The 18,555-nt window shown below is 43.4% G+C and carries 17 protein-coding genes and 1 tRNA gene; 11 read left to right on the top strand and 7 right to left on the bottom strand.

Annotated features, from left to right (window positions below):
- Window positions 1-571: 571 nt before the first annotated feature.
- From B5F77_RS13075 to B5F77_RS13055, 5 genes are all read right to left on the bottom strand, one after another.
- Complete coding sequence (locus B5F77_RS13075) at window positions 572-1,624, bottom strand: tetratricopeptide repeat protein (RefSeq protein ID WP_087331453.1); 1,053 nt, start codon at window positions 1,622-1,624, stop codon at window positions 572-574.
- A gap of 6 nt (window positions 1,625-1,630) precedes the next feature.
- Entirely contained in the window at window positions 1,631-2,530 is a 900-nt protein-coding gene (locus B5F77_RS13070; RefSeq protein ID WP_087331450.1) for a hypothetical protein, read from the bottom strand.
- Between the two features lie 78 nt (window positions 2,531-2,608).
- Entirely contained in the window at window positions 2,609-3,346 is a 738-nt protein-coding gene (locus tag B5F77_RS13065) for a DUF3944 domain-containing protein (protein ID WP_087331448.1), read from the bottom strand.
- A 47-nt stretch (window positions 3,347-3,393) separates the two neighbouring features.
- Window positions 3,394-4,419: a hypothetical protein gene (locus tag B5F77_RS13060; RefSeq protein ID WP_087331446.1), complete on the bottom strand. Its 1,026-nt coding sequence runs from the start codon at window positions 4,417-4,419 to the stop codon at window positions 3,394-3,396.
- Between the two features lie 12 nt (window positions 4,420-4,431).
- Window positions 4,432-5,988, bottom strand: coding sequence for a hypothetical protein (locus B5F77_RS13055; RefSeq protein ID WP_087331444.1), 1,557 nt, complete (start codon window positions 5,986-5,988; stop codon window positions 4,432-4,434).
- A 477-nt stretch (window positions 5,989-6,465) separates the two neighbouring features.
- On the opposite strand from B5F77_RS13055, the gene B5F77_RS13050 reads away from it, so the two are divergent.
- Window positions 6,466-7,362, top strand: a complete 897-nt coding sequence (locus tag B5F77_RS13050) for a WYL domain-containing protein (RefSeq protein ID WP_087331442.1) — start codon at window positions 6,466-6,468, stop codon at window positions 7,360-7,362.
- Window positions 7,363-7,558: 196 nt separating this feature from the next.
- Here the strand turns inward: B5F77_RS13050 and B5F77_RS13045 are convergent, their stop codons facing one another.
- Together B5F77_RS13045 and B5F77_RS13040 are read right to left on the bottom strand one after the other, a co-directional pair.
- Window positions 7,559-7,864 carry a helix-turn-helix transcriptional regulator gene (locus tag B5F77_RS13045; protein ID WP_087331439.1) on the bottom strand — a complete coding sequence of 102 codons (306 nt, stop codon included), beginning with the start codon at window positions 7,862-7,864 and terminating at the stop codon, window positions 7,559-7,561.
- Window positions 7,824-8,177: a type II toxin-antitoxin system RelE/ParE family toxin gene (locus tag B5F77_RS13040; protein ID WP_087331437.1), complete on the bottom strand. Its 354-nt coding sequence runs from the start codon at window positions 8,175-8,177 to the stop codon at window positions 7,824-7,826. Before B5F77_RS13040 ends, B5F77_RS13045 begins: the two co-directional genes overlap by 41 nt.
- A 134-nt stretch (window positions 8,178-8,311) precedes the next feature.
- On the opposite strand from B5F77_RS13040, the gene crcB reads away from it, so the two are divergent.
- The 10 genes from crcB (at window position 8,312) to B5F77_RS12990 (ending at window position 18,539) form a co-directional block, all read left to right on the top strand.
- A complete protein-coding gene (gene crcB / locus B5F77_RS13035) occupies window positions 8,312-8,686 on the top strand; it encodes a fluoride efflux transporter CrcB (protein WP_087331467.1) in 375 nt (124 codons plus the stop codon).
- A gap of 74 nt (window positions 8,687-8,760) precedes the next feature.
- Window positions 8,761-10,644, top strand: a complete 1,884-nt coding sequence (locus B5F77_RS13030) for an ABC-F family ATP-binding cassette domain-containing protein (protein WP_087331435.1) — start codon at window positions 8,761-8,763, stop codon at window positions 10,642-10,644.
- An 81-nt stretch (window positions 10,645-10,725) separates the two neighbouring features.
- A complete protein-coding gene (locus tag B5F77_RS13025; protein ID WP_087331432.1) occupies window positions 10,726-11,913 on the top strand; it encodes an MFS transporter in 1,188 nt (395 codons plus the stop codon).
- 101 nt (window positions 11,914-12,014) lie between these two features.
- Window positions 12,015-13,439 carry a sodium:proton antiporter NhaD gene (gene nhaD, locus B5F77_RS13020; RefSeq protein WP_087331430.1) on the top strand — a complete coding sequence of 475 codons (1,425 nt, stop codon included), beginning with the start codon at window positions 12,015-12,017 and terminating at the stop codon, window positions 13,437-13,439.
- 447 nt (window positions 13,440-13,886) lie between these two features.
- A complete protein-coding gene (locus B5F77_RS13015) occupies window positions 13,887-14,738 on the top strand; it encodes an ATPase (RefSeq protein ID WP_087331427.1) in 852 nt (283 codons plus the stop codon).
- Between the two features lie 58 nt (window positions 14,739-14,796).
- The gene (locus B5F77_RS13010; RefSeq protein WP_087331423.1) at window positions 14,797-15,444 is read left to right on the top strand and encodes a hypothetical protein; all 648 of its coding nucleotides are present in this window, start codon (window positions 14,797-14,799) and stop codon (window positions 15,442-15,444) included.
- Window positions 15,437-16,030, top strand: coding sequence for a uracil-DNA glycosylase family protein (locus tag B5F77_RS13005; protein ID WP_087331422.1), 594 nt, complete (start codon window positions 15,437-15,439; stop codon window positions 16,028-16,030). Before B5F77_RS13010 ends, B5F77_RS13005 begins: the two co-directional genes overlap by 8 nt.
- A 113-nt stretch (window positions 16,031-16,143) precedes the next feature.
- Window positions 16,144-16,220: transfer RNA gene (locus tag B5F77_RS13000), tRNA-Pro, on the top strand.
- Between the two features lie 159 nt (window positions 16,221-16,379).
- Window positions 16,380-17,660, top strand: a complete 1,281-nt coding sequence (locus tag B5F77_RS12995) for an O-acetylhomoserine aminocarboxypropyltransferase/cysteine synthase family protein (protein ID WP_087331420.1) — start codon at window positions 16,380-16,382, stop codon at window positions 17,658-17,660.
- A 402-nt stretch (window positions 17,661-18,062) separates the two neighbouring features.
- Window positions 18,063-18,539, top strand: a complete 477-nt coding sequence (locus B5F77_RS12990) for an AraC family transcriptional regulator (protein ID WP_087331419.1) — start codon at window positions 18,063-18,065, stop codon at window positions 18,537-18,539.
- Window positions 18,540-18,555 lie beyond the last annotated feature (16 nt).

The following is an 18,555-nucleotide window of genomic DNA, read 5'->3' as shown; positions in this document are numbered from 1 at the left end:
ATCCCGCATAATCCGTATGCAACGCGGTAAAACCATACTTGGCCGCAATCTCGGCCGTCACTTTCGACAAAATGTCGCTGTGCACCTGGTAATGCTCGGCATTGCGAGCCAAACTGAAATTAAATCTTTCATCAATATTCTTTTCCATGGCAATATATTATTTAATTAATTTATAAATCAACCTTGCAATTCTAAATGTTTTCTTCCTGCAACTTGCAGCAACCTTACAATTCCAATTGCAAACCTCCTGCAATCTGCGGCAACCTTGCAATTCCGATTGTAAACCTCACGCAAGTTTGTGGCGACCTTACAATCCCAATTGCAAACCTCCTGCAAATTGCGGCAACCTTGCAATTCCGATTGCAGACCTCCCACAAGTTTGCGGCGACCTTACAATCCCAATTGCAGACCTCCTGCAAATTGCGGCAACTTTGCAATCGCGGTTGCAACATCCGCAAAGTTATACATTAATTTAAAATAGGCAAGGAAAAAGGAGAAAAAATTTTTTGGTAAATAAAAACAACTTATTTTTCTCCTATAATCAACCCTATTCCAATTCTAAAATGCCAAATTACCACATATTATCTAATGCCTCCATCACATCGTTCCATCTACCCTGAAAAGATTGGTAAATACCGGAGCCTCCGCAGAGCCCGCAATTTTCCCATTTACCTGTTCCAGCCAATACACGGCCTGTACCTTGACAGCCCGGACAAATACGCGGCTCATCGTAGGATTTCCGTTTACGTTCCTCGGCCTGCCGAGCTTGCTCTTGCCGCACCCACGCTTCATATTGTTTAACAAATTCAATCGCATGATTATAACCTTGCGAAGCCGATTGACGGAACCAATTCAATGCTTCTTCTCTATCTTGCGCAACCCCTTGACCAGTCCACAATGAGGCTGCCAAATTATATTGCGCCACACGGTCGTTTGCTTCTGCTCCTTTTCGATACCAATGACAAGCTTCTTCTTTACTCTTTTCAGTACCTAAACCATTATCATACATATACCCCAAGTAATTATAACTATCCGTTATTCCTTTGTGGGCCAACTCTTCAAACAATTGGAATGCTTTGTCGTAATCAGGTTCTGTTCCTTTTGCATGGAGAAAGAAAATAGCCACATTTATTTTGGCTTCATTGTTGTACGGTGCCGCTTTCTCATACCATTCCAATGCTTTTTTCAAATCCACTTCAACGCCTTTACCCTGCTCATAAAGATGCCCCAACAAATAAGCCGCATCTGCTACATTTTGCGACGCTGATTTCTCGGCACAGGTCAAAGCCTCCTCATAATCATGCTGGCTAAAATAGTAATAAGCCAATTCATATTGCCCGTCTGGGTCCTGTTTGTCTGCTGCCTTTTGGAAATATTCCACCGCCTTCTTTTCAGAAGCTGTCACACCCCAACCTTTTTGATACAGAACTCCCAACCGGTAATAGGCATGTCCGTCCTCTTTATCCGCCGCTTTCCGATAATAATTGAACGCCTCCGCATACGCCATTTGGTCAAACAATACATCTGCTTTTTCATTATAATCAGCCGCTGTCGGCGACAAGAAATAAACACCCAACACAATAACCAAGATGGACAAACCACCTATCAAAACTTTCTTTTTCATATTGCGTTATTTTTTAATTTGACTATTTCTATATTTACCGGGAAACAAAATCTTCCATCCCCATTTTTCTTGTGCGAAATTTATAAGCAAAAGTACTAAGATTCCGGAAAGGAAAATAGATAAAGGTTCCCATAGTACAAACAAGCATCTTTCCCAAAATGCGTGATGTGCTATCGATAATTCGCCCAATGGCGCTCTATATTCTTTCAAACCGGCTCCCGCTAATAATAAATTGTATGGCTTTATAACATAGAACTGATAAAAGAAATGCAGAATAGAAAGTAATACAAAACTTCCCGATAACACAACCAATCCACCTATTAAAGAATAAGCACCACCGATTAGCGGATGGCTACAAAGGAACATTTCTCTCCGATGCCTATCAAATGCATCCTTCATGCGGCTATCCAAATGAGTCAAATCATATTTCAATAAAACACGATACTGTTTGATTGCATTTCGCCATAAATCAAAACGAGAATAATGACGTTTTCTCGTCTCCAAAGTAAATTGTTTAAAGAAATTATCTGAATAAAAAACACGGTCAAACGAATCATCCGTTTCTTCTTCATACCAATCCATCAAATGATTATATGTTTCCCATAATAGTAAACTAAATTCCACATGATAAGTAGCCCATCGCCAAAGATAAAGACGCGCTTTCTGATAATAAAGCGACGTTGTCAATAACACATCCAATACGGTAGCAATTCTCAATTTTTCCGATTTCGATTCAAGTGTACTGCACGTTATATCCAACGTTTTCAAAAAGGAAACATCCGATATATTCCCTTTCAAATTGTCCAACATCGAGAGAAACAATTCGCATAAACAAGTCAAACTTTCTGACACATCATCTCGTTGAACTATCGCCTCAACCTGCTGTTGCATTAATTGTGTATCCATATTCCTTTGCTTTTGTTTTTCATGATGCAAAGGAAATGGGGAGGTCGGACAGATGTGGTCCGACCCCTCTAACTATTTTCAGTTATTCTTATTCTGTGCATCTTGCCATTTACGACGCATATAAATAATCATCATTACACCAGGCATTGTTACTCTATATGCTGGGCCAGTAATAAGTTCTTTTGCTAAAAAAGCCAAAGATATTATATTAATAATAGGTACTAATCTTGCCACCAATTGACCTAACATAGCACCTCCGACAGCAATGCCAATTCGTGGAACAATAGCTTTTGCACAAATAGCAACAATCTTTCCGACAAATTGAGGAGACAAACCAATCATTATGATTGCATCCTTCAAAGCATTTTTATTGTCATACTTTGTAGCGTCAATACGTAAATCGTTTGCAATACCCTTAATTTCATCTTCATCCATTTCTTCTAAAGCTTCATCTAAAATGCGCTGTACAAAACACATTTCTATCCGTTCTATAGAAGAATTCTTATTGTAGTTTACTTTTTTCTTATCGCATACATCCATTAGGATTTCTCGATAAGGAATACCACAACCACGAATCGCATTAGCGACTGTATCACCTCCAAATAGCTGAAATTCATGAATAATCTCTCTACAGATCTTATTCATTTCCTTTGGATAAAATTCTTTGTAAGCACGAGTTTTAGACAGTTCTTCTGTCGCTCTCTGTTTGTCATTTTTGTCAAAAACTAACAAATCAGCAAATGTTTTCAAATCTTCATTTGAACATTCCGACAAAAACACCAAATCTGGGTCTTCTAAATACTTCTTCTGAAACATAATTTTTACCTTTCAATTATTAGTAATACAATTATTTCAATATATACCTAATTTTCCGTTTGCATCTCAAATGCATTTTTAATTTCTTCAGGATTAATTGTTTGCAATATATGATTAGTTTTCATATCTAAATTACCTTCCTTTGTCAAAATCGGAGTATCTAAAACAGCTTTAATTGCTTTTGCTAAACTAACAGCTCCAGCCGTAGCATTTTTTTGTTGCTTGTTAAAGTTTTCATAATCTGCATTATGCTCAATGATAGCTTCATCCATAATCTTCACAAATTCATCTAGATAAGTATCTAATCTATTTAGTAAATCAACAAATAACTGACATTGATATATAATGTTACCACACAAGCTATTTGCTACAGACAACTTTGTTGCAAATTCTTCAGCTTTTGCCATATTTATATAAGCTTCATCTTTAGCTTTACTCGTTTTAGCCTCTACAATCCATCCCATAATTGCCAAAGCTGGACCAGCAATTAATCCACCCAATATCATAATACCGCCACTTACACCTAAACCTCCAGCAGATAAAGCTCCTCCCCCAAAATAAGCCAGAGTCGCATTTTTTGCTGCAATACCACTTAATTTAGAAATAGCTGTACCTGTAGAAGCTGTAGCTAACCAGTTTGCAGAGCTATATGCTCCATAAGCAGTAAGAGCGCCACCTATAGCTCCTCCTGTAACACCAGTTATGATATCTGTCGCAAAATTACTCATTCCCTTTAAGTCATTAAGTTCTTTCTGATCGATACATAATTTGCTAATTTCTTCTATTCCTATAGAATCTTGAAAATTTATATTCTTCAATTTTCCAAATGAAATAATGAAATGTTCAATATTCGTACTAAGTATTTGTGCTTTTTTTAAGCCCAATTCTTCCAAGTTTTTTTTACAATTTCGTTTAAATCTTTTGTGCTTACGATTTGCTTGCTTAATAACATAATTTGCACGTTCATTTAGTTTCTTCGCTTTTTTACGATTCATTATAGCTTTAGCCGTTTTCCCTATTCCAACTGCACCTGTAACACCTGCTACTGCTATAAACACTATTGGTAAAGGCATATAATATAAAAATTAAAAATTAAACATCTGTTCTGATCTCATAAGTACATTAAATTCTTGCATTGTAGAAAACTGTACTTCTTGTCCCAACTTCTTAGTTATCATATTTGCTCCCATTATAAAATCATCTATATCTTCTGAATAAAAAGCTTTATCCATACAACTAAATGCAGAATTAAATGTAGTAATTCGATCATTAAAATACACATTAGAAAGGATTTTCATTTCCTCTCGATACTTATTAATCTGTTTAATTGTCGCTTGACATTCCTGTTCTATTACTATTCTTTGTATTCGTGTTATCTCAGCTTCTTTAAGTGCAGTTTTCAATTCCTTATAAAATATAGAATTTAAAGTATATCCTATAATAGAACCACTCATAGCACCAATAATTGGTACAGGAATTGCCATTTGTCCTATCGTAGCAAACAAAGCAGAATTCAAATAACCTGTACCTTTCTCTCCCATTTCACTTAAACATTCAGCTATAGAAATTTCACCTTTACACAAACGTGTTAATGATTTTCCTACATCAATAGCTGAAGTTACCATCATAGCTGGAGCATTACTTTTTGAAACACCTCTTATTATTTCATTTGATGAATTTTGCATTCCAGCTTTTATAAAAGATCCACCAAATCCATTTAAATAAGCAACAAGAGCACCTTCTCCAGTATCAACTGCCAATTCTTTTGCAGCATCTATTGGTTTCTTTTTATTTTTACACAATGCTACAACATTGCGAATTAAAGAAACTGCTGCAGAAATACTTATTCCCATTTTTGCTTGTACCATGCCAGCTTGATGAGAAATCTTTGTCATATCTTTAATAGTAAATATCAAAGGATGTTGTCTAGCTAAAATTGCTTCTTTTGTAGTTATGCCACTATCTTTAATAGAAGTCTTTATTTTCTTTAAAAGAAAAATCCTATTTCTATACCTTTCTATTAATTTTTTATTTCCTCTTTTTTCTGCATTTTTTAACCAGTCTTCCAATCTTGATAAATTCTCTTCTATCTCAGAAATAACACCCTCATAATAATCACTCGGTACAGTAATTGTAGCTTTACCCAAATATTTCCTGAATTTTCCACTTTTCAATGCATCAAATAATTCTTTTGCATTGTTTCCAACAAATTTCATTTGTTCACCTGACCCAACTATAATATTACCATGTGTATCTATAGTAAAATGATCATAAAGTTGATCATTCACTGAGCCAAGATCATCAGTTCTTCTTATTCGTCTCTTATCACCAGAAATAATTCTTTTCGAATTTTCTCTTGCGGTATATATTTCCTCCGCAACAAAGCCCGCCTGCTGCTTAATATTCTCTTTATAATACTTACAATTAACTTTATACCTATGAATTCTTTTCAATCCTCTTTTTAAATTTCTATTAGCTTCATTATCCCTTCCAGAATAAGACACTATATATTCTTTATTTGCAGAACCATATCGTTGGACAACATCTTTAGCTGCCTTTGATTGCAATGAATATTCTATAGACTTGTTCTTACCTCTTCTATATTTATTCTTATTATAATATTTCTTCTTATTCTTTATCATTTTCAAATTCATTTTTATTCCTTATTCCCTTCAGTTTAGCATTTTTCTAATTATAAAACAATAAAGAAAGCGTGGGAACTGTCGCCTCCTTATCCAACCCAGAGGTATCGCCAAACACCTTCACCTAGATAATTAAACAACAGCCCACGCTCTATACTGTTACAATCTTACTTCGTCGCAAAGAATGATACAGCAGAGCGCAAGCATTTTGTTGTCTATTATTCCCAGGTGATGAAAATTGGCGATTTTCTGGATTGGGAATAATATTGTAAACGCTTTTTCGCTTTTCAGTATGTCCTTCCATCGAAGCCACGCACGGCTTTCGGTCGGAATTGGTACAAAGGTAGTGAAAAGCAATATAAAAAAGCGTCTTTTACCTTTATTTTTTCCTACAGTGCAAAATTATTTCCCCACTCGGTCAAAAGCTGTCCGACCTAAGCGCGTATCTTTGCAATATAATTAAAAAAATAGAATAATATGCAGAAATGGGAACGTTGTCTTTGGATTATTAGTGTATTCAACGAGTATGGGGATTTCTCGCTAAAAGAGTTGAATGAACGCTTTATGCGGTACTCGCTCAATTATGATGGCGAGGAGATTTCGGAACGGACCTTCAACCGGGATAGGGAGTTTATCGCTTCTTCGTTTCAAATCGATATTGAATATGACGCGCGTATCCGGAAATATACTTTCCGAAACAAAGAGGTGATCAAGGAAAATCCGATTTACCGCTATTTGTTGAGTAGTTTTCATATCCAGAATTTATCGTCGCTGGTAATTAAACATAAAAGCAAAATTATGCTTCAGGATCCGCCAACCGGCGTAGAATTGCTTCATACCGTATTGAATGCCATCGACCAAGGTCGCACGCTTTACTTCGACTATACCTCTTATTATACGAAAGACCGTACCTATCACTTCGAGTTGATTCCGGCTTTTGTCCGCCTCTTCGAACAACGCTGGTATTTAATCGGAGAATTTACAGATAGAAGCCAAACGCGAGTGTTGGCATTGGAACGCATGCAACATCTGACAATTGGAGAAAAGGAGCTTCTACCTTCGCCAACCCTTACGCCGCAATCCTTTTACGAAGGATGTTATGGCATTATCCGAGACGACAAGCAACCACAAACCATTTGGTTAAAAGTGTACAATAAACAAGTGGATTACATCCGTTCCCTGCCGCTCCATGATTCGCAAAAAGAGATTGAAACCGGGAAAGATTATGCCATTTTCCAATATTATTTCCGCCCGTCGTATGACTTTATCCAACAAATATTATGGAACCGGGAAAATATAGAAGTACTAAAGCCTGTTTCATTACGGGAAGAAATCATATCGCTACTCACCCAAATGTTAGAACGATACAAATAAAGGCACCCCGACGAATCAGAGTGCCTCACATTATGAAAGGGGAAATTGAAAAAAAATACTTGTCTTTTCTTTTTCGATTACAAAGGTAACGAGGTTTTTGCTTGCTCCGTGCTTCCTGTTGTTAATTTTTGTGGAGCACGGGTAGGTTTTGACACAGGTCAAACTACGCATTTCCCTTCTTTCGAGGATACATCCATCAGGTAAGAGGCCTGACGATTTCTATCCTCATTCCCAAAGCATTCATAATCCGATAAAAAGTCGCCACGCTGGGTGTAATCAGTCCGTTCTCTATTTTAGAAATATAGGATTTGGTGACATGGATGCGATTGGCCAATTCAGTTTGCGTAATTTTCGCCTCCTTCCTCGCATCCAGCAGGATTTGGCTAGTATAAAAAGCATACGCTTCTTCGTCAAATTGAGTACGTTCGGGAGTTCCCGGTTTGCCAAATTCTTTATCCAATTCAGCACTGATGTCCGTTATCATTTCTTCTTTTGTATTCATAATATTCCTCTTTAATCTTTAATGCCTTTTCAATCTCAGCCCTCGGGGTCTTCTCAGTTTTCTTCTGGAAACCGTTAAACAAGACCACTATTTGACCTTCATCGAAAATAAAAAATATACGATATATATTGCCTCTATAAGAGATGCGCAATTCATATAATCCATCGCGTATGAATTTTATAAACTTCACAGGCATCCGATCTTCCGTCTCCAACAAAGAAAGCACATATTTTACCTTAAGTGCCTCTTTCTCATCTAAAGTCGACAAGAAGTCTTTGTAATACCTACCAAACGCTATTATTTTTCTTCTCATGCCACAAAGGTATCATAAGTTTCATTATCAAGCAACTTTCCAGCAAGATATTTTCCCTCTACCCTCCGGATTTACTCCCAATCCATTTTATTATGTACCTTTGCCGACTGAATAAACAAGAAGGTATTGGAAAGATGGTAAAAGAAATGATAGCGATATTCATAGGCGGCGGTGCGGGAAGTCTTTTGCGGTATGCCGTACAAGCCGCATTGCACGAGCGAATCCGCCCATACGATTTCCCATGGGCGACGCTGAGCGTAAACATCGTAGGCAGTTTTCTCATTGGGTTGTTTTATGCTTGGTCGGCACGATGGCATTGGTCCGCCGAGGTACGTCTTTTATTCACTACGGGGTTATGCGGAGGATTCACCACCTTCTCGACCTTTAGCCATGACTGCCTTCAAATGATACGGCAAGGTTCTTATGTACCTTTCTTGCTCTATGCCTTCATAAGCCTCATGTTTGGAATATTAGCTGTATGGATAGGTACGCTATGCGGGAAAAATTAAGAGAAGCATTTGATTAGCTCACTTGCGTTGCGTATCTTTGCACGTTAACTCAAGAACATAATACAATATATTATATGGTAAGTTTTCTTCAAGTAGACGGACTGACGAAAAGTTTCGGGGATTTGATCCTCTTCGAAGACATCACCTTTGGCGTAGCTCAAGGGCAAAAGATTGGATTGATTGCCAAGAACGGAAGCGGGAAAACCACGCTTCTGAATATCATTGCAGGCAAAGAGGATTACGATAGCGGCTCGGTAGTGTTTCGCAATGATTTACGCGTGGGTTATCTGGAGCAATCGCCTACTTATCCGGCAGGCTTGAGTGTCTTGCAGGCTTGCTTTTATTCGCCGAACGAAACGGTTCGTTTGCTGGCGGAATATGAACGGGCATTGATAGACAACGATACAGACAAGTTAAATGCTTTGCTGGAACGGATGGATAGCCTCAAGGCTTGGGACTACGAGCAACGTGCTAAGCAAATCCTCGGCGAATTGAAGATTCACAACTTCGACCAAAAGGTGGAGAGCCTTTCGGGCGGGCAATTGAAACGCGTCGCATTGGCCAATGTCTTGATTACGGAACCGGAGCTAATTATCCTCGATGAGCCCACCAACCATTTGGATTTAGAAATGACCGAATGGCTGGAAGATTATCTGAGCCGTTCGACCATCAGCATCCTTATGGTGACACACGACCGGTACTTCCTCGACCGCGTCTGTTCTGAGATTATCGAAATCGACCGCAAGCAACTCTACCAATACAAAGGGAATTATAGCTATTATTTGGAGAAACGCCAAGAACGAATCGACGCACAAAACACCGAAGTAGAACGAGCCAACAATCTACTTCGCAAGGAATTGGATTGGATGCGTCGTCAGCCTCAAGCTCGCGGGACAAAAGCCAAATACCGCATCGATGCCTTCTACGAATTGGAAAAGAAAGCCAAGCAAACACGTGAACAAGGCAAGGTAAACCTTGATGTGAAGGCTTCTTATATCGGATCGAAGATATTCGAAGCCAAGGAGGTCACGAAGAGTTTCGGCGATTTGAAGATAACCGACCATTTCAACTATACCTTCGCCCGTTACGAAAAGATGGGCATTGTGGGCAATAACGGCACAGGCAAATCCACCTTCATCAAGATGTTGATGGGCGAAGTCACTCCGGATAGCGGCCATTTCGAAGTGGGCGAGACGGTCCGCTTCGGCTATTATAGTCAAGAAGGGTTGCAATTCGACGAGCAGATGAAGGTTATCGACGTGGTACAAAAGATAGCCGAATATATCGACTTGGGCGATGGGCGGAAGTTGGGCGTATCGCAATTCCTCAACTACTTCCTTTTCACGCCCGACAAGCAGCATAATTATGTGTACAAACTCAGCGGAGGGGAGAAAAGACGGCTTTATCTCTGCACCGTCTTGATGCGTAACCCGAACTTCCTCGTATTGGACGAGCCGACCAACGACCTTGATATTATCACCCTCAACGTCTTGGAAGAATATTTAAAAAGCTTCAAAGGATGCCTGATTGTCGTCTCGCACGACCGGTACTTCATGGATAAGGTCGTAGACCATCTCTTGGTGTTCCATGGCAATGCCGACATTCAAGATTTTCCTGGCAATTATACGCAATACCGCGCGTGGAAAGAGGAGCAAGACGCCTTGAAGAAGCAAGAAGAGGCCGCCTTGCAAGCCAAAAAGAATCCGACACCCGAAAAGCCCCGCCGGCAAGAAACGGAGGCGAAACGCCGCCTCACCTTCAAAGAACGGAAGGAATTCGAAGCGTTGGATGCTGAGATTCCTCAACTGGAAGCCGAAAAAGCGGAATTGGAACAGGCCATGAGCAGCGGCACGTTAAGTACCGACGAACTCCTTACCAAGTCTCAGCGCATCACGCAATTGATGGAAGAGCTGGACGAGAAAAGCATGCGCTGGCTCGAACTCAGCGAATATGCCTGACGATTCTCGTTGGATTCGTTGGGGATTATAGTTATCATCGTTTTGAATCATCGTTACAATCGTTTGAGTTAATCGTTATAAATGGAAAGAAACACAACGATACATCCGAAGCTTTGGAATCGGAATTTCATCGCTTGCGGCATATCTTACTTTCTGATGAACTTTGCGTTCTATCTTCTGATGCCGACCCTTCCCGTCTTTTTGGCAGAAGATTTGAAGATTAGCAATTCGGAAGTGGGATTGGCCTTGTCGAGCTACACGATAGGCGTCCTTTGCGTGCGGCCTTTTTCCGGTTATCTGGTGGACTGTTTCTCGCGCAAGACGCTTTACTTCATGGCATTCCTCGCGTTCGGACTCTTCTTTTTCGGATACCTTTGGGCGGCCACGTTGCTCGGTTTGATATGCGTCCGTTTTCTGCAAGGCGGTTTTATGGGCTTGACCTCGGTGGCGGGAAACACCATTACCATCGACGTGATTCCCTCCGAAAGGCGGGGCGAAGGGATGGGTTTTTATGGCTTAACGATCAACCTCGCCATGTCGCTGGCCCCTTTGATAGCCGTCGGACTCTATGCGCAAGCCGGTTTCCATGCAAACGTATGGGTGAGCATTGTTGTTTCCCTGCTGGGCGTTTTGTCTGTACTCTTCATTCAATACCCCAAGCGAGAGAAACAAAAAAGACCACCCTTCTCGCTCGACCGATTTATCCTCCTGACCGCCCTGCCGGCCTCTGTGGCTTATATTTTGATTGCGATACCTTACGGCATGATTCTTTCGTTTGTCGTGCTTTACGGACGCGAGATAGCCATACCGAATCCGGGATATTTCTTTATTTATATGGCGATTGGCGTGGGCGTATCCAGGCTTATATCCGGACGCTTGGTCGACCATGGACGGATCCATCAAGTGGCCATCGCTTCCACCCTCTGCCTGATTATTTCGTTTTTTCTCTTTGCTACGATACACCATCCGTGGGTATTCTTTGGCGCGGGTTTATGCCTGGGCATCGGGTTTGGTACGGGCGTCCCTGCCTACCAATGCCTGTTCGTCAACGTCGCACCCCATCATTTGCGGGGAACGGCCACTTCTACTTACCTGACCTCGTTTGATATCGGTGCAGGTATTGGGATGCTTTCCGCCGGTTTCATCTCTAACCGATTCACATTATCAACGGCTTACCTCGCAGGGACTATGAGTTGCGTACTCTCTCTCCTGGTCTATTTGCGCTGGACAAAAGCCTCCTACGAGCGACATAAATTAATCGGAGTATAAATTTCTCCAGAAAAATCGCTCCATATATTTGGATACTACGTAAAACAAAGTTATTTTTGCCTAAAAATTTAAGTCTAACCTCACTAAAAAGATAGTACGCCATGCTGACTATTATTTTACTTGTATTCTTAGTGGGCTACGCAATGATAGCCCTTGAACATCCATTAAAAATCAATAAAGCCGGAACAGCCTTATTGACGGCCATGATTCTTTGGGTACTGTACATCATCGGTGCGCCCACCATCTCTTACTTGGTTTCAGGCGATGCATTTCGCTCCTTCGTGCAAAACGTGCCTGTATCCGACGTGAACTTGGCTAAGATGACCAGCGAGTACATCGTCTCGCACCAAATCGTGGAAAGTATTGGCGAGATTTGCCAGACACTCATCTTCCTCGTGGGGGCGATGCTGATTGTGGAGCTCATCGACGTGCACGCCGGTTTCGAGTTTATCACCAACCGCATCCAAACGCGCGACACGCGGAAGCTCTTCGTACTCATCTCGACGATAACCTTCTTCATGTCTGCCGTATTGGACAATCTCACGACTTCTATCGTGATGATTATGCTCATCCGAAAACTTATTGACGATATCAAAACGCGTTGGATATTCGGCAGTATGATTATCATCGCGGCCAATAGCGGGGGGGCTTGGTCGCCTATTGGAGATGTCACGACCATCATGCTCTGGGTGAATGGAAACATCTCGACAGGTGCTACGATTCCGAACCTGATTCTTCCGAGTCTGGTTTCTTCACTCGTCCCGATGTTGCTGCTGCTCAGAGGGCTGAAGGGCGAAGTCACACCCCCCTCCTTCGTACAAACCCAGACGGGCGGCGCGGGAGCCTACCTCTCGTCAGGCGAACGGTTGGCCATTTTCCTCCTGGGTGTCTTCTGCCTCCTTTTCGTGCCCGTATTCAAGACATTGACCCACCTGCCTCCCTTCATGGGCGTCTTGCTGGGTGTAGGTTTCCTCTGGATTACGACCGAACTCATGTATGCCCGGAAAAAGGACTTGGACGAAAACCTGAAAATGCGCCTGGACAAGGTGGTGCACCGCATTGACGGGGCGACGCTGCTCTTCTTCCTCGGCATCCTCTTGGCGGTCGACGTCTTACGCTACGTGGGCATCTTGAATAGCTTCTCCAATTGGCTGGATACGGAAGTAGGAAACGTGTATATCGTCAATCTGGTGATTGGTACGCTTTCGGCCATTGTCGATAATGTGCCGCTCGTGGCAGGCGCGATGGGCATGTACCCGATTGCCACGGAAGCCATGGTGGCCAATAGCGCGTCGGCGGGCTATCTGATGAATTTCATGCAAGACGGTACCTTCTGGCAATTCCTGGCCTATTGCGCGGGCGTGGGCGGAAGCATGTTGATTATCGGCTCGGCAGCGGGCGTGGTCGTCATGGGACTGGAAGGCATCCATTTCATTTGGTACCTGAAGCGCATCTCGTGGGTCGCACTGGCGGGCTATCTGGCCGGGGCCCTTGTTTATATCGGGCAGAACATATTGATTGGATAGAAAAGGAAAAATGCAGGAAGGGAAACCAATAGATAGGTATTTGCAACTCGCCATCCGTTTTAGGAGAAGAATAGATACCTGTTCTTATCCTAAGATTCATTGTCGGAGAAGAACGGACGGTCATTCTTATCCTAAGATTTCTTGTCGGAGAAGAACAGACGGTTGTTCTTATCCTAAGATTTCTTGTCGGAGAAGAACAGACGGTCGTTCTTATCCTAAGATTTCTTGTCGGAGAAGAACAGACGGTCGTTCTTATCCTAAGATTTCTTGTCGGAGAAGAACGGAGGGTTGTTCTTATCCTAAGATTTCTTGTCGGAGAAGAACAGACGGTCGTTCTTATCCTAAGATTTCTTGTCGGAGAAGAACAGACGGTCGTTCTTATCCTAAGATTCATTGCGAGGCTTCCCGCTATAGCGATTCATGCCTTTTTAAAAGAAAGGAGGCCGCATGATACTGATAGCCGACAGCGGTTCGACCCAAACGAAATGGGCACTGGTGACGGACGAAGCAACGCAACGCTTCCGCACGCCGGGCATGAATCCTTATTACCAAACGGAGGCGGAAATGGAGGAGACTATCCGGCGCGCACTCCTGCCCCAACTGCCCCCCGGCGCGCGCGTCGAGGCAGTCTATTTTTACGGAGCCGGGTGTGCTTTCCCAGAAAAGAACCGGAGCGTGGAAAAGGCGATACAAGCGAACATACCCACGAAAGTCTGCGTACAGAGCGACCTTTGGGCGGCGGCCCATGCGCTATGCGGCACAGAGGCAGGTATTCCCTGCATCCTCGGAACAGGTTCGAACTCTTGCCTTTACGATGGGCATCAGATTTGCGAACAGGTTTCTCCTCTGGGCTTTATCTTGGGCGACGAGGGAAGCGGGGCGGTCCTGGGCCGTAAGCTCGTAGGCGATTGCTTGAAGCGGCAAATGCCCGCGCAGCTTGTCCAAGCCCTCTTCGAGACATACGGTTTGACGCCCGAACGTATCCTGGAAAAGGTCTACCGCCAGCCCTTCCCCAACCGTTTCCTGGCGAGCCTCGTTCCCTTCATCAAGGCACACATCCAAGAGGAGGTGATGCAGCGATTGGTCGACGAGGAATTCATGCGTTTCTTCCAGCGTAACGTCCTGATGTACACTGGGCACGATCGATTGTCCATCCACTTCGTCGGCTCGGTGGCTTACCATTTCAGCGGCATCCTGCAAACCGTAGCTCAACGCCTTTCCCTGCAGATAGGACACATCGAAGCCTCGCCCCTCGACGGGCTGGTGGAATTTTATAGGCGTATCCATCGGCCGTTATAGGCGTATTCCTCCATATTTATTTGTATATTTGCAGGCAAATTTAAGCATAAAAATAAGCATGAGTTTTTTATCGAAGTTATTTAAGAAAAATACACCGGCCGAAGAAGAACCGGTGAAGGGGTCGGTCGAGGAGTTCGTATCGCTGATTCGCGTCTATTATCAAGGAGCGATGGCCATGAACTTGGGCATCACGAATCTGAACATCCTGCCCGACTTGGCATTATTCAAGCGGATGCTGAAAATCCCCACCCAAAACAACCGCCTCGGTGTAGCAGAAAAAGCACGCGTACGCAAAGTATTGATGCAAGATTATGGTCTTCAGGACTATTTCTTCAAAGAGATGGACGCCTCGGTCAAGAAATGCTGCCGCACGCAAAACGACATCAAGTCTTATTTCTTCATGTTTGCCGGATTCAGCAACGATTTGTTCAGCTTGTTAGGCAACCTGATGCAATGGAAATTCCGCCTCGCCATGATATTCAAAAAATTGATTTACGGACAGACGGTAAAGACCGTACACGAAATCCTGACGCGCTCGGAATGGACAGACGTAAGCGTACAGAAGGCGGCTTGGAGCGTGCGCAAGGCGGCCGAACATCTGGGCTACTCTGAAAAATGGATTACAGATTTCGTTTACAACGTGGTCCTGATGGCACGCGAAGATTCGAAACGACAAGCGAAAGAGGGAAAGAAAAAAGATGCGTGAGGTCCACCCTTGGGGTTTCTTCTTGCCCGAACAGACGAAGTTGTTAATGCTGGGAAGTTTCCCTCCTCCCCGCGCGCGGTGGTCGATGGACTTCTATTACCCCAATATCCAAAACGACATGTGGCGGATACTGGGGCTGCTCTTTTTCTCCGACAAAGATTATTTCCTCGAAGCGCCACGCCGATTTAGCGAGGCGAAGTGCAAGGAGTTTTGCCGGGAAGTAGGATTGGCCTTGGGCGATACAGCCATGGAGGTCGTCCGCCAACGAGGTAATGCCTCCGACAAATTTCTGGAAGTGACGCGCCCCCTCGATTTGGATGCCGTGCTCGCGCAAATCCCCACATGTGAAGCTATCTCCGTCACGGGACAAAAGGCAATGGACACCTTGCTGAGTGTCATCCGGACGCAAACAACCGTGGAAGAACCATCCGTTGGGACGCATACTTCGTTCCGTTGGGCGGAGCGGGAAATAAAACTCTTCCGGATGCCCTCTTCCTCGCGAGCCTATCCCAAGCCTTTATCCGAGAAAGCCGCTGTTTATCAGCACATGTTCGAATCTATCGAGATGCTTCCTTCTAAAAAATGAATATTTCCGAGAAAAAAACAGGCGAAAACGCTTGCAGATTCAAAAAAGAGTTGTACCTTTGCAGCCGTAATCGAGAACGGAACACGTCAAACGATTACAAAGAGACATAAAATCGGGATGTAGCACAGTTGGCTAGCGCGCCACGTTCGGGACGTGGAGGTCGGAAGTTCGAGTCTTCTCATCCCGACCAAAAGGCTAAGGATTCACAAGAATCGTTAGCCTTTCTCTTTTTATAAAACCTTCTCATCTCCCGCGCCACTCCTCTTTAAAGAAGTTTTCTTGGATAAAAGCCATCAATAACGATATATTTCGTACTTTTGTCCGGAAATTTCTAAAATACGATAACAAGATGGAAAATAAATTTGCTCCTGAGACGCTCTGTGTCCAAGCAGGGTGGACTCCGAAAAATGGCGAGCCACGCGTGCTCCCTATTTATCAAAGCACCACGTTTAAATATGATTCGAGCGAACAGATGGCACGTTTGTTCGACCTGAAAGATAGCGGTTACTTCTACACGCGCCTGCAAAATCCAACCAATGACGCGGTAGCTTCGAAGATTGCAGCCCTCGAAGGAGGTGTGGCAGCGATGCTTACGTCGTCTGGACAGGCGGCGAATTTCTTTGCCGTCTTCAATATCTGCGAGGCAGGAGACCATATCGTAAGCGCTACCAGCATTTATGGCGGGACATATAATCTTTTCGGCGTCACGATGAAAAAAATGGGTATCGAGTGCACATTTGTGGACGAAGACGCGAGCGAAGAAGAAATCGCAAAAGCCTTCCGTCCCAATACCAAACTGATGTTTGGCGAGACGCTTTCGAATCCGGGTGTAAAGGTACTCGACATCGAAAAGTTTGCCCGCATCGCCCATGCGCATGGCGTTCCTTTGATTGTAGACAATACCTTTGCCACACCGATTAATTGCCGTCCGTTTGAATGGGGTGCCGACATCGTAACTCATTCAACCACTAAATACATGGACGGACATGCGACAAACGTAGGCGGATGCATCGTAGACAGTGGTAACTTTGATTGGGAAGCTCATGCCGAGAAATTCCCCGGACTTTGCCTGCCCGATGAGTCCTATCACGGACTTACTTACACGAAAGCTTTCGGGAAAGGCGCGTTCATCACCAAAGCAACCAGTCAATTGATGCGCGACTTAGGTTCCATCCAGGCTCCTATGAACGCTTTCCTCTTGAATATGGGCTTGGAAACGCTGCACCTCCGGATGCCGCAACATTGCCGCAATGCGCAAACCGTAGCTGAATGGCTTGAAAAACAAGCGCAGGTGGCGTGGGTCAATTATCCAGGTTTGAAAAGCAATCCCTATTATGAATTGGGACAAAAATACCTGCCAAACGGTTCCTGCGGCGTGCTTTCATTTGGATTGAAAGGCGGACGCGACGTGGCTATCCGCTTTATGGATCATTTGCGGATGATTGCCATCGTGACGCACGTGGCCGACGCGCGCACCTGCATCCTTCACCCCGCAAGCCATACGCACCGTCAATTGACTGACGAACAGCTTTTGGCAGCCGGCATCGCTCCGGATTTGATGCGCCTTTCGGTCGGCATCGAAAACGCAAATGACATCATCGCCGATTTGGAACAGGCAATGAAGGCGTAAAAAAAGATTTGACTACAGCCGGTCTGCGATCAAGGAGAATATTTTTCCTTGATCGCAGAGTCGCTGTACTCAAAAATATTTTTTAAACTTGAGCATAGAGTCGTTGTATTCAAAAATAATTTTCAGACTTGAGCACAGAGTCGTTGCGTTCAAAAATAATTTTCAGACTTGAGCACAGAGTCGTTGTATTCAAAAATAATTTTCAGACTTGAGCACAGAGTCGTTGTATTCAAAAATATTTTTTAGATTTGATAATTGCAGCTCTGTATTCAATTTCAAAAATTTTCCTTGAACACAGAGCTACTGCGCTCAAAATAAAAAATTTTCTCGTATCTTTGCCCCGAAGCCAGCGGGAAAATTTTTTCCAAAGGCAACCCCGTTGTTTTTAACCCCCAAAAAAAGATGGAAAAGATACGATTCAAGAAAATTACCGTAGCCGATATTTGTCCGACCATTCTGACCGGACGGCACATCGTCAACGAAAAGGGATGGAAGTGCATCGAACCGATTGTGGCAACTATCGCCCCGACTGGTTCCCGGATTTTCGACGCCATTGCACAAGCATTGGCAAAAGATAGCAGCATCACGGTCTTCGAATTAGCCAACGCATTAGGTACCAACACGACCGATTTAAATGCTTTTTTCCGCCTCCTGACGGGCCTTGATACGCGCGAATTTCTCAAACAATATCGGCTCACTCGCGCCTGTGAATGGCTGGCGAACACTGATTTGAAACTCATCGAAATCGCGCGCCGCAGCGGATTTCCTTCGGCCTCCTATATGACTCATCTCTTTGTCCAAGAGCTGAAATGTACCCCCAACGAGTACCGTAAGCAACATCGACCGAAAAATTTTCGAGACCTTTACACATGGGACTAATCCGAAATTGAACAGA

The organism is Parabacteroides sp. An277, from assembly GCF_002159645.1.
Taxonomy (GTDB): Bacteria; Bacteroidota; Bacteroidia; order Bacteroidales; family Tannerellaceae; genus Parabacteroides.
This window is presented reverse-complemented; position numbering and strand designations above follow the sequence as displayed.

Excerpts from the sequence above, each read along its gene's own strand:
- B5F77_RS13075 (WP_087331453.1), bottom strand. The coding sequence starts at position 1,624 with ATGAAAAAGAAAGTTTTGATAGGTGGTTTGTCCATCTTGGTTATTGTG.
- B5F77_RS13070 (WP_087331450.1), bottom strand. The coding sequence starts at position 2,530 with ATGGATACACAATTAATGCAACAGCAGGTTGAGGCGATAGTTCAACGA.
- B5F77_RS13065 (WP_087331448.1), bottom strand. The coding sequence starts at position 3,346 with ATGTTTCAGAAGAAGTATTTAGAAGACCCAGATTTGGTGTTTTTGTCG.
- B5F77_RS13060 (WP_087331446.1), bottom strand. The coding sequence starts at position 4,419 with ATGCCTTTACCAATAGTGTTTATAGCAGTAGCAGGTGTTACAGGTGCA.
- B5F77_RS13055 (WP_087331444.1), bottom strand. The coding sequence starts at position 5,988 with ATGATAAAGAATAAGAAGAAATATTATAATAAGAATAAATATAGAAGA.
- B5F77_RS13050 (WP_087331442.1), top strand. The coding sequence starts at position 6,466 with ATGCAGAAATGGGAACGTTGTCTTTGGATTATTAGTGTATTCAACGAG.
- B5F77_RS13045 (WP_087331439.1), bottom strand. The coding sequence starts at position 7,864 with ATGAATACAAAAGAAGAAATGATAACGGACATCAGTGCTGAATTGGAT.
- B5F77_RS13040 (WP_087331437.1), bottom strand. The coding sequence starts at position 8,177 with ATGAGAAGAAAAATAATAGCGTTTGGTAGGTATTACAAAGACTTCTTG.
- crcB (WP_087331467.1), top strand. The coding sequence starts at position 8,312 with ATGGTAAAAGAAATGATAGCGATATTCATAGGCGGCGGTGCGGGAAGT.
- B5F77_RS13030 (WP_087331435.1), top strand. The coding sequence starts at position 8,761 with ATGGTAAGTTTTCTTCAAGTAGACGGACTGACGAAAAGTTTCGGGGAT.
- B5F77_RS13025 (WP_087331432.1), top strand. The coding sequence starts at position 10,726 with ATGGAAAGAAACACAACGATACATCCGAAGCTTTGGAATCGGAATTTC.
- nhaD (WP_087331430.1), top strand. The coding sequence starts at position 12,015 with ATGCTGACTATTATTTTACTTGTATTCTTAGTGGGCTACGCAATGATA.
- B5F77_RS13015 (WP_087331427.1), top strand. The coding sequence starts at position 13,887 with ATGATACTGATAGCCGACAGCGGTTCGACCCAAACGAAATGGGCACTG.
- B5F77_RS13010 (WP_087331423.1), top strand. The coding sequence starts at position 14,797 with ATGAGTTTTTTATCGAAGTTATTTAAGAAAAATACACCGGCCGAAGAA.
- B5F77_RS13005 (WP_087331422.1), top strand. The coding sequence starts at position 15,437 with ATGCGTGAGGTCCACCCTTGGGGTTTCTTCTTGCCCGAACAGACGAAG.
- B5F77_RS12995 (WP_087331420.1), top strand. The coding sequence starts at position 16,380 with ATGGAAAATAAATTTGCTCCTGAGACGCTCTGTGTCCAAGCAGGGTGG.
- B5F77_RS12990 (WP_087331419.1), top strand. The coding sequence starts at position 18,063 with ATGGAAAAGATACGATTCAAGAAAATTACCGTAGCCGATATTTGTCCG.